Origin of the sequence: Paenarthrobacter sp. Y-19 (genome assembly GCF_029223985.1) — a bacterium.
Taxonomy (GTDB): Bacteria; Actinomycetota; Actinomycetes; order Actinomycetales; family Micrococcaceae; genus Arthrobacter; species Arthrobacter nicotinovorans.
On the sequence record NZ_CP119414.1, the window covers coordinates 2,134,919 to 2,144,854 of the forward strand.

Genomic DNA, 9,936 nt, shown 5'->3' on the forward strand with positions numbered 1-9,936 from the left:
GCCCCGGGACTGCAATCCCAAGGCCTCGCAGCCACCGAACCCACGAAAAGGAAACATTCGATGACCGATCTCCACTTTACCAAAGCCCACGCCGCCGCGGTCCTCCGATACGAAATCGGAACCTTCGCCGAAGAAACCCCACTCCACGGATACACCGAAGCCGAGTACCAAACCTTCGCCCGCCGGCTGTCCTACCTGATCGACGCCGACGTCCATTGGATTACCATCGAAGACGCATGGCAGGCGTTTATTGATTTGTTTGCAGTTGCCAACTGCACGCACGAGGACATCAACCTCAACCGCTCCGGAAGCATCGACAACCGCACCGAACTCGCCGAACGAATCGAGGACAACCTGGCCGACTCGCTCCGGTACATCCTCGAACGCGGCCACTTCGCACCCCACTGGGAGCTGGCAGCATGAACGGCCTCTTCCTCCTCGTCCTTGTCATGGCCATCGGATTCCTGGTCGCCATCCCGTGGGCTATCCGCGCCGACCACGCCGAAGCGCACCTCATGCACCGCCCAGGGTCCGGCTGCCGCGACTGCGAGGCCAACCAATGAGCGCCCTGCAGCCCGAAGAGTGCGACCACTGGAACATCTTCCGGGGAGTCTGCGAGGACTGCGACGCGATCATCGAACCCGACTGGTCACCCTCCGACGCTGACCTCCCCACGCCGGACTACGGACACACAAACCCATCCACTGCCCGCCTCAGCGCGTGGGAAGAGAAGCAGGAGCTCACACGATGACTGTCACCATCCAGGAACTTGAAATGCCAGCGGCCCGCCTGCTCCTGGCACATGACGCTCCCCGCGCTCAGTGGCTCGAAGCCCGTCAGGCTGGGCTTGGCGCGTCGGACATGTCCACCATCGCCGGGGTCAACCCCTACAAGTCAGCCTATGAACTTTGGCTGGACAAGACCGGTCGTGCACCATCAAAGCCAGTCACCCGCCGCATGCGCATGGGCAACATCCTCGAACCCGTTGTCCGGGAGATCTTCGAAGAGGTCACCGGCCTGACCGTGCAGCCATGCGGCCTCCTCGAATCAGTGGACCACCCGATCTTCCGCTGCACCCCTGACGGGATCATCCCCGCTGCAGGCCGGGGCTTCGAAGCGAAGAACACCAACTGGCGACAGAAGGATCAGTGGGCCGATGGTGAAGTCGCTGACCACGCGGAAGTCCAGGTGCAGACATCCATGGGCGTTACCGGATTGCCTGGCTGGTACGCAGCCGCTGTGATCGATGGGAACCCGGACGACTTCCACTACCAGCTTGTCCACCGTGACCAGGCTCTCATCGACCTTCTTTTCGAAATGGGCGAACGCTTTTGGCGGGATCACGTCATCGCTGATGTTCCGCCGCCGATCACGGCAACTGACCTTGATGTGCTGAAACTCCTCAACCGCGATGTCAAGCGCTCCAGCGTCGAACGTGACGCTGACACCGTCGCCGCCACCCTATCCGAGTACCGGGCCGCCGCCGCTGCCGAGAAGCAAGCGAAGACCCAGAAGGACGCAGCTCAGGCCCGACTCATTGACCTCGCAGGCGATGCCGAGGAAGTCACGGTGGGCGGCGAAAAGCAGTTCACCTACAAGCAGACCACCCGCAAGGGATACACCGTTGCGGACTCAACCTACCGGACCATCTACGTCCCGAAAGTGAAGGCATAACCATGGGCTCCAACCTCGCCCAGCGCGTCCAGAACAACAACGCCGCCCAGCAGGCCGGAGGCAACAACAGCATCGAAGGCCAGATCCGCAGCATGGAGGCCCAGTTCCAACTGGCCATGCCGAAGGGCGTGGAGGCCGCGCAGCTTGTCCGCGACGCCATCACTGTCGTCCGGCAGAATCCGAAGCTCTCCCAGTGCGAACCAACATCGTTGCTTGGGTCCCTCATGACCTGCGCCCAACTTGGTCTGCGGCCAGGCATCGGCGCTCTCGGACACGCCTACATCCTGCCATTCTGGTCAGGGAAGAACCGACGCTTCGAGGCCCAGTTCATCCTCGGCTACCAGGGCATGGTGGAACTTGCCCAGCGTTCCGGGAAGATCTCCTCCATCAGCGCCCGCATCGTCTATAAGAACGACACCTTTGACGTCGACTATGGCCTCGAAGAAAAGCTCATCCACAAGCCGGTCCTCTTCGGGGCAAAGGGTGAGTCCATTGGCTACTACGCCGTCGTGAAGTTCACCACCGGTGGCCACACGTTCATCTTCGCCAACAAATCCGAGATCGAAGAGCACCGCGACAAGTTCGCGACAGCCAAGACCAAGGAAGGCAAGATCTTCGGGCCGTGGGTGGACCACTTTGACGCGATGGCGCAGAAGACAGTGCTCCGTGAGCTGTTCAAGTTCATGCCGAAGTCCACCGAAATCCAGAATGCCATCGTGGCCGACGAGAGCATCCGTCTGGACTATTCCCCCACAGCTGACCTCACGCAGGTATCTGAGCGTGTCGACACGTCGGAGCCGCAACCTGATTCCCTGGCGGGTGAAGTCGTTGACGAATCAACCGGGGAGCTGAGCGACGTAGACCGCGAATGGGGAATCCAGGATCCTGAAGGGCAGGTGGCGTAATGGCGGGCGAAACCACCATCACTGTCATTGGAAACCTGACATCAGACCCGGAGCTGCGTTTCACGCCGAGCGGATCCGCGGTGGCTAACTTCACCCTCGCTTCGACGCCGAGGACGTTTGACCGGCAGGCGAATGAGTGGAAGGACGGGGAAACCTTGTTCCTCCGGGCCAGCGTTTGGCGGGAGGCTGCGGAGAACGTGACCGAGTCCCTGACCAAGGGTATGCGCGTCATCGTCACGGGCCGCCTGAAGTCCAGGTCTTACGAGACCAAGGAAGGCGAGAAACGCACCGTCATAGAGCTGGAAGTCGACGAGATCGGCCCCAGCCTCCGGTACGCCAACGCCAAGGTCACCCGCACCCAGCGCTCCGGCAATGGTGGCGGCCAGGCGCTGGCCGCCACGGGAGGTGGCTGGGGCGGTGGCCAGCCACAGGAGGACGCCTTTGCCTCGCAGTCAAGTAGCGGCTGGGGTAACGGGCCGGACTCCGAACCCCCGTTCTAAAAGCGAACCACCACCCATGCAACCCGAACCGGACGCCTGTCCTTGGCAACAAGACACAGGCGTCCGGCACGTCCCCACCAAGGAGAAGCATTTTGACCGTCACCGACCTCACACCCCGCATCGAAGCCCGCGACGAAGTCACCGTCACCCTGTACAGCAAACCCTTCGGCTGCGTGCAGTGCGACGCCACCAAGCGGAAGTTCAAAAAGGAAGGCCTCATCGAAGGCGCCGATTACACCGACGTAGACGTCACCCAGGACGAAACCGCCCTGGCGTTCATCAAGTCCCTCGGCTACTCACAAGCCCCCGTCGTGTTCGTATCCACCCCGAAGGGTGATCACCACTGGTCCGGGCACAACCCCGGCGAGATCGACGACCACATCCTCCAGAAAGGCGCAGCAGCATGAGGACGATCGCTCTTGTTCCGCCGAGGCCGCCGCGTGCAGTCCAGAAGCCGGAACCGAAGGTGCCGACCTGCAGCTCATGTGAGTGGCCGCTGAACTCCACCGGTGAATGCAAAGGCTGCACCTGATGCCCGGCCAACTCAAGCGCCCGCCGTCGCCGGAGAAGCTCCACCAAGCCCGCGAGCTGCTGCAGGGTGGCGCCTCGCAACGGGAGGTCACGCGCACCACGGGCATCGCCCGCGAAACCCTCCGCAAGCACTTCCCAGGGCTGGGCTGGACCTACAAAGAGGGCGGCGACTTCCGAGCCCTCATCCGCCACTCCCCCATCCACTGAAAGGAACACCATGAGAGTTAGCCCCAAAGCCACTCGTGCCACGCTGGAGGTAGCACGATGAGCGGCCTAGAACAGCTGTGTGTGCCCCCCGCTGCTTATATAGAACGGCCCCTTCTTGCTGTTCCGCCAGAGGACAGCTATGTCGTGATCAGCAAGCAGTTCAAGCAAATCGTCAGCAGGCTTGGCCGGGAGAAGGAGCCGGCAGGGCCTTGCCCCGACATAGCGGCGATAGTCGAGAAGCTGGCCCAGCGCTCCACGGACACTTCCCCTCGTGGCATCAGCTTTGGCCTCATAGAGGACCCCATTGGTGGCGTCATGAATGTCCGTAAACAGGGGACTGCTGCTGCCAGGAGGAAAAATCTTGAAGCGGTTGACGGTGGAACCACGAGTCTCCAGAACGGCTTGGAAGGCAGCGACGAGTTCCTGCTCGTTCTTTTCAGCGATGACAGCTTCCCTAGCTGTTTGAACGAAGGACGTGCTCTTGTGGTCTTCAAGAGGAACCTCGTTGGCCGTCCCGGTGCGAACAGGCTTAGCGGTCCTCACGTTGACATCCCGCTCGCGCCGCAACACCTCACCCACGGGCCTCAGATGAAAAACGAAGACGGTGCGCATGACATCGTCAACGCCGATGCCATCCTCGATCGAATAGGGGTGGGCGTCGTCAATTTCAAACTCACCGAGGTAAATCCGCCGGCGCGAGTTTGTTCCAGGAAATGTGCCATCAACGCCGAAGAGCCTCAAGCTCTTGCCCAACAGCTTATGGTCGCGAGTTTGCAGATTGCCCTTGTGCATTCTTTGTGGACCCTTGCGATCCATGCCCGTGTAGGAGAATATTTCCCCGTCCAAGGACCAGCCATCGTACTCATAGCCGTTCTGCACGCCCACCTCTGGGTCAGTGAACAACAGTACATTCGGCGACTTCTCGGGGGTCTCCATGCCTCCGTAGATGCCCCCGCCGTACATGGCTTTGATGTCCTCTCGGCTACCGTTCCAACCGATGGGCGTACTCCAAGCAATCGTCATGACCGCAACCCTAGCTGCTATTCATGGTCGGCCCACATCTCTGCGAACCATTCCTTTTTAGGCTCTGTTTCTTTTCGTTTGGAACTGAGATTATTCACTACTTCCTGCCTCATTTCCGGACTCGCGTTCACCCAGACCCCCGCCCAGGTCACGAAGTACGATGAAGCGGCATTTAGGGTGTCAAAGGCGATCTTTTCAGCTTTTGTTCCAGACACATGGTGGGCATCTCGAGCCAGATCCGCGAGATGGGCCGGCCACAGGATGATCTCAGTCAGTCCTATTGCACCGAAATCTTCCACGTGCAATCTGAGCGCAGCCGACGTCGCTCTATGCTGTAGGTCCAGAATCGCCTTGGGTCCCGAAAAGTGGGCTGGGCGCAATTCGCTCGCAGCAGCAAGCAGATCAGCGACAGCAGAAATTTGCCTCGCTTTCTTCGCCTCTTCTCGTTGCTCCGCGAGTTGCAACTCCAGTCCGGCTTTCTGCTCGGCCAACTGGCGGTCAAGGCCGGCTCGCTGCTCGACAAGTTGGCGCTCTAGCGCCTCTCGTTGCTCCGTGAGTTGGTTGCTGGCTAGCTCTGCCTGGGCTTTGGCAGCTGTCGAAGCTAGTTCCCGCTGGACGCGCTCGTTGTCAGCCGCCAGGCGGTTTTGCTCCCGGACAGTCCGTCCAAGGACGAATGTAGCAACCCAGGCCGCACCGCCGGCCCCGGCTACCGCGCCAAAGATCCCGCTCCAGAGTTGCGCCCACGTTGCGCCGTTCATCCAAAGGATTTCGTCGGCCACGCGAGCTGCAGCAAAGGAGTCCAGAAGGCTCTCCCAGATCAGGGTCCAAACAAACAAGTCATCTTCCACCTCCGAATCCTATGAAGTGGTAGGCGGACGCGCTAATCGGCGCCCAGTGGTGACAGTATGACGGCGATTACGTGGGATGAGCCCAAGCACGTTTTGACGTGGTTGGAACAGGGCGGGAGGGGCAATTGGGAGGTTGTCGCTCGTGCTACTGCTGACACGATCATGGTCCGGTCAAGGCCGTCCATTGAGATTGTGCAGTCCGTCGTGAAGGCGCATTTCCTGCTCCGGGACGACATCAACCTATCCGCCTGGGCCACCCACACGACCGGCCCACGACCACAGGACATTACCCCAATCCTTGGGGTTTAGCTTTGCCCTCGTAGACGCGTGACAGACGCCAGAAAACGCCTGTCACGCGTCACGGTCTCAACGAAAGGTCACACACCAACCATGGCTGGCGACTACGCGCAGATGCGCCGAGATATCTGGGGGGACTCGGACTGGACTGACCTGTCCCCCATGGCCCAGTGGCTGTACTGGGTCATCACCACCGACCCCAAAATCGAACTCACAGGCGTCGCCGACTGGCGACCCAAACGCATGCTGAAGAAAGCCGCCGCGTTGACTGTGGACCTGTTCGAAGCGGCCGCCGACGAACTCCAGGCGAAGGCTTTCATCGTCGTGGACGAGGACACAGAGGAGGTCATGATCCGCACCTATGTGAAGCATGACGACCTGTTGAAGTCCCCGAACATGGGCCGGGCAATTGCACGTCTCTACCCCACCATCGCATCCAAAACACTGCGGGGCGTGCTCGTTCATGAACTCCACAAATTGAGGGATGAGCAACCAGATTTGAAGGGTTTCCCGGCCCTGGCGCAGGTCATGATGAACGCCCGGATTGATGCCCGGGAACTCGTCGCGGAACGGTTCGCAGCATGAACACGAACCCATCGGTAAAGGGATCGGAGAACCCATCCGGAAACCCTTCCACAAACCCATCCCGGAACCCATCCACAAACGGTTACCCAAACCCATGTGACAACCCATCCAACCCAGATCAGGAACCCTTTACCGATCCCTTCGGTAAACCCATCGGGGAACCCATGCCCCACACCAAGCACCTAACACCTAGCAACCATCAACCATCACCCTGGCAGCCATCAACCCAGAATCGTCACCTAAGTAGACGTGAGCGCGAGAAGCCAAATTCCAGCCACGACCGTCAAGGCAAAAACCAAGAATCCGAGGAGACACCATGAGCCCCCAAGCCAAGACCCGCCGCAACTTCTTCCAGAGCATCACCGTGGACGTCGACATCGACGAGAGCGTCCTCGAGGAAAACGGCTACCACCACGAGGAGGATTGCCCCTCCACGGCCCAGGCCGATGAGGAAGACCGCGACCTGGAGTTCAACCTCCGCCAAATGTCGGACTGGCATGACAGGGCCCACGGACTCAACCTCTGGTCCAGCTGCATGATCGAACCCTGCCGAGTCCTGGCCCCAAGCTTCCGGACCACAGCATGACGCCGGCTCAGATCCGGGCAGTCATCGAAGCCACCAAACGCCGGACACTCCTCGAAGCAGCCGTACAAATCCCACACCCCGAAGCAGCCAAATGGCTCCGAACGAAAGCCGAGAAGAAATGACCACGCAGACCCTCCCCGTAGGGGTAACCAAACACCACACAGAAGCGACCCTCAAAGCCCGCCACCAAGAGGCCCTGGATATCTTCGAGGCGTGGTGTGACAGGGTCCGGGATTGTGGTGGTTCGGACCTGAAAGCGGCTGAGCTGCAGCGGGATGAGGCGTGGGATTGGGTGGTGCGGACGAAAGCGGATCTGGACTTGTACCGGTCGGTGGTGTGTCAGCGGGGCACTGTGTGGGGTAGGACGGCTCCGCATGGGCGGTCTGGGGTGATTGGACATGGGTGATGTTTTGAGGCCGTCAGAGACGCACGCAGGCGGCCAAGTAGGAATGTTGGAGTTGCCACTGTTCGGCGAAGAGGTAGCGGCCACTGGCCTGTGGCGGGTGGTTGTGCCGGCGCCAGTGGTGAAGCCGGTCCGGAAGCGGAAGACTGGGAAGGTGGTTCAGCGGAAGCCTTGGCTGAACTCGAATGACCGGGACCACTGGCGGGTGATTCGTCCGATCACGGCGAACTGGCGGGCCAACGCAGCCGAGGCGGCAGCGAGGGCTGGATTGCCCACAGGACTGGCCAGGGTGCGGATCACAGCGCATGTGGTGAAAGCCAGGGCGGGCGACTATGACGCCGGGAACTACTACCCCACCGCCAAGGCCGTCGTGGATGGCTCATCGATCACGGCATGTGCGTGGATGACAACAACCGCTACGTCGAAGGCCCATTCCTGCACCCGGGCGGTAAAGGTGAACCCGCCCTCGTCCTCACGATTGAAGCGATCTAGCCGTGCCCACGGACACGCATCATAGTTGTTGAAGCGGCATTTGCTATGCGGTAAGCTGGGTGAACCACCCCGGCCACGCGGACTGCAATCCCCGCCGGACCACGAAAAGGAACAGACACCATGACTCAGCACCCCCACACACCAGCCCGGCAAGCAGCCGTGAACGCGCTCTTCGCAGCAGCGAACCACTGCCCGCAGCCCGGCCAGTACCCCACCTTCGCCCAGTACACCGCCGCTTTCGAGGCGTACCAGGCGGGCACCATGCAGCCCCTCCGCGACAAGCTGGCCACAGCATGAGCACGCCGCACAACACCGCGTACCCCGTCTACGAGGCTGCCGACAATTGCGGACACCCAGCCCCGGAGGATGACACCTCCGACGAGTACGCCGATTGGGAGAACAATCACCCCGAAGGCGAAGGACTCAGCGACTGCTTGCAGATCTGCGAACTCTCACCCATTGGCGTCTTCTGCCAGGAATGCTCACAGGACAACGGCGACTGGATAGGCCACCTCACCTACTGCGATGCGTGCGGGTACCCGTTTGAGGACGACGGCGCCTGCCAGTGCGAACTAGCGGAGGCTCAAGCATGAGCGCCCGTGACAGAGCACTCGCCCAGCAGATCCGCGAAAGCTCACTGGGCACCACTGAGATAGTCAACGCGATCAAGTCCGCCGGCTACGCGAAACAGACCCCGGAAGCCGCAGCCGCTGTGGTGGCCATGGAACGGATTCGGGCGGCCATGGATGCGTTCTTCAAAGGCGAGGTCAACCAGTTCGACGCTCTCACGAAGATCGCCGAGCACCTCGGCGCGTACCAAATCGAGCGCATATGAGTGGGACCACCGTCCGCCGCAAGGCCCGCAAGGCTCACCGCTGCGGGTGGGGTTCCTGCCGAACGATCCAGCCAGGCGAGGCGTACCTGATCCACACCACGTTTCCCGGTGACGACAGCGGCTACGCCACCACCGCTGGCCACCCGATCAAGATCGCTGAATGCTCCGACTGCGCCACCCGCTACGGGAGAGCCGAACTGCTGGCAGCGTCATGACCACGGCGGAGCGTCTCGCCCAACTCGCCAGGACGTGCCCGCACCTCGCCCGCAACCTGGGCCTACTCCCACCCGAACAACTCCAAACCATCCTCACAGACCAGAAGGAACCCAAACGATGAGGAACAGTGAGCATGCTACGGCTTGAAGCCCGAATAGAACGCCGCTGCGGCGCCGATGAAGCCTCCGACGACACCGAGGGCCCAAGATTGCCAGCGAACCTTGGCAGCGCGCCGGTCTGCGTAGTACTCGGCCTCAGTGCGCTTAGTGACCACCGGGCGATTCCGCCACCTTTGGAAGCGCGTCAAAGGCTTTGTGAGCCGATCGAACTCGTCAAACAGATCTGCCACCCAAATCTGGTTCACCTGCGCTTGCTGAAGTTCCGTCGCGGTGATGGTGACAAAGGATTTTTCCTGAGTTCCGTGGTCCGGGTAGTGCGCTTGGGTCGTGAGATGCAAAGAGAAGCTCTTACCACCAGCGGAGGCCTGAACATACAGTTCAGTGTTCAGTGGATTGGGCCTGCTGAAAAACTCGTCCGCGGATGCGTAGGTCGTCTTACCGTCGCCGATGTGAGGGCGGCTGCCGTTGGCGAAATTGCTGACGAGATTCAGGAATGCCTTGAGGCTGTCCCAGTCACGGAATGTAACAGGCCAGTTTCGCCGTATTTCGAAGCTGAGCGTCGGGTCGGTGCCGTTCATCCCGGGACGACCCGCAGAAGTGCGACGCCAAGCGTTGACTGGGCCGACCCACCAAACCAACGGTTCTCTCCAAAATCCCATGAATCCCCTCAGGCAGAACGCGTTCTCGAATCAGAACGGATTCTAGCGCAGGCTGC

Annotated in this window: 18 protein-coding genes; 15 read left to right on the plus strand and 3 right to left on the minus strand. The window is 60.9% G+C overall.

Annotated features, from left to right (window positions below; all coding sequences use genetic code 11):
* Positions 1-60 precede the first annotated feature (60 nt).
* The 8 genes from PYR64_RS09910 to PYR64_RS09945 all read left to right on the plus strand — a co-directional run bounded on the left by PYR64_RS09910 (position 61) and on the right by PYR64_RS09945 (position 3,817).
* Entirely contained in the window at positions 61-423 is a 363-nt protein-coding gene (locus tag PYR64_RS09910) for a hypothetical protein (RefSeq protein WP_275779643.1), read from the plus strand.
* Positions 420-563, plus strand: a complete 144-nt coding sequence (locus PYR64_RS09915; protein WP_275779645.1) for a hypothetical protein — start codon at positions 420-422, stop codon at positions 561-563. Before PYR64_RS09910 ends, PYR64_RS09915 begins: the two co-directional genes overlap by 4 nt.
* Positions 560-751 (plus strand): hypothetical protein, encoded by a 192-nt coding sequence (locus tag PYR64_RS09920; protein WP_275779646.1) that lies wholly within the window; start codon positions 560-562, stop codon positions 749-751. The genes PYR64_RS09915 and PYR64_RS09920 overlap by 4 nt, the downstream gene beginning before the upstream one ends.
* Positions 748-1,674 (plus strand): lambda-exonuclease family protein, encoded by a 927-nt coding sequence (locus tag PYR64_RS09925; protein WP_275779647.1) that lies wholly within the window; start codon positions 748-750, stop codon positions 1,672-1,674. Before PYR64_RS09920 ends, PYR64_RS09925 begins: the two co-directional genes overlap by 4 nt.
* Before the next feature lie 2 nt (positions 1,675-1,676).
* Positions 1,677-2,579 (plus strand): recombination protein RecT, encoded by a 903-nt coding sequence (gene recT, locus PYR64_RS09930; RefSeq protein ID WP_275779648.1) that lies wholly within the window; start codon positions 1,677-1,679, stop codon positions 2,577-2,579.
* Entirely contained in the window at positions 2,579-3,079 is a 501-nt protein-coding gene (locus PYR64_RS09935) for a single-stranded DNA-binding protein (protein ID WP_275779650.1), read from the plus strand. The genes recT and PYR64_RS09935 overlap by 1 nt, the downstream gene beginning before the upstream one ends.
* A gap of 92 nt (positions 3,080-3,171) precedes the next feature.
* Positions 3,172-3,486 carry a glutaredoxin family protein gene (locus tag PYR64_RS09940; RefSeq protein ID WP_275779651.1) on the plus strand — a complete coding sequence of 105 codons (315 nt, stop codon included), beginning with the start codon at positions 3,172-3,174 and terminating at the stop codon, positions 3,484-3,486.
* Positions 3,487-3,610: 124 nt separating this feature from the next.
* A complete protein-coding gene (locus tag PYR64_RS09945) occupies positions 3,611-3,817 on the plus strand; it encodes a hypothetical protein (protein ID WP_275779653.1) in 207 nt (68 codons plus the stop codon).
* A gap of 66 nt (positions 3,818-3,883) precedes the next feature.
* Here the strand turns inward: PYR64_RS09945 and PYR64_RS09950 are convergent, their stop codons facing one another.
* Both PYR64_RS09950 and PYR64_RS09955 read right to left on the minus strand, forming a co-directional pair.
* The gene (locus PYR64_RS09950) at positions 3,884-4,840 is read right to left on the minus strand and encodes a hypothetical protein (protein ID WP_275779655.1); all 957 of its coding nucleotides are present in this window, start codon (positions 4,838-4,840) and stop codon (positions 3,884-3,886) included.
* A gap of 17 nt (positions 4,841-4,857) precedes the next feature.
* Positions 4,858-5,688 (minus strand): hypothetical protein, encoded by an 831-nt coding sequence (locus tag PYR64_RS09955; protein ID WP_275779657.1) that lies wholly within the window; start codon positions 5,686-5,688, stop codon positions 4,858-4,860.
* A 390-nt stretch (positions 5,689-6,078) separates the two neighbouring features.
* Here PYR64_RS09955 and PYR64_RS09960 point away from each other — a divergent pair, with 390 nt between their 5' ends.
* From PYR64_RS09960 to PYR64_RS09990, 7 genes are all read left to right on the plus strand, one after another.
* A complete protein-coding gene (locus PYR64_RS09960; RefSeq protein WP_275779659.1) occupies positions 6,079-6,570 on the plus strand; it encodes a hypothetical protein in 492 nt (163 codons plus the stop codon).
* Between the two features lie 316 nt (positions 6,571-6,886).
* Complete coding sequence (locus PYR64_RS09965; protein WP_275779661.1) at positions 6,887-7,156, plus strand: hypothetical protein; 270 nt, start codon at positions 6,887-6,889, stop codon at positions 7,154-7,156.
* Between the two features lie 449 nt (positions 7,157-7,605).
* Entirely contained in the window at positions 7,606-8,076 is a 471-nt protein-coding gene (locus PYR64_RS09970) for a hypothetical protein (RefSeq protein WP_275779663.1), read from the plus strand.
* A gap of 95 nt (positions 8,077-8,171) precedes the next feature.
* Positions 8,172-8,348, plus strand: coding sequence for a hypothetical protein (locus PYR64_RS09975; RefSeq protein ID WP_275779665.1), 177 nt, complete (start codon positions 8,172-8,174; stop codon positions 8,346-8,348).
* The gene (locus tag PYR64_RS09980; RefSeq protein WP_275779667.1) at positions 8,345-8,644 is read left to right on the plus strand and encodes a hypothetical protein; all 300 of its coding nucleotides are present in this window, start codon (positions 8,345-8,347) and stop codon (positions 8,642-8,644) included. Before PYR64_RS09975 ends, PYR64_RS09980 begins: the two co-directional genes overlap by 4 nt.
* The gene (locus PYR64_RS09985; RefSeq protein WP_275779670.1) at positions 8,641-8,886 is read left to right on the plus strand and encodes a hypothetical protein; all 246 of its coding nucleotides are present in this window, start codon (positions 8,641-8,643) and stop codon (positions 8,884-8,886) included. Before PYR64_RS09980 ends, PYR64_RS09985 begins: the two co-directional genes overlap by 4 nt.
* Positions 8,883-9,101: a hypothetical protein gene (locus tag PYR64_RS09990; RefSeq protein ID WP_275779671.1), complete on the plus strand. Its 219-nt coding sequence runs from the start codon at positions 8,883-8,885 to the stop codon at positions 9,099-9,101. The genes PYR64_RS09985 and PYR64_RS09990 overlap by 4 nt, the downstream gene beginning before the upstream one ends.
* A 137-nt stretch (positions 9,102-9,238) precedes the next feature.
* Here PYR64_RS09990 and PYR64_RS09995 read toward each other — a convergent pair whose 3' ends face one another.
* Positions 9,239-9,799, minus strand: coding sequence for a hypothetical protein (locus PYR64_RS09995; protein WP_275779673.1), 561 nt, complete (start codon positions 9,797-9,799; stop codon positions 9,239-9,241).
* Positions 9,800-9,936 lie beyond the last annotated feature (137 nt).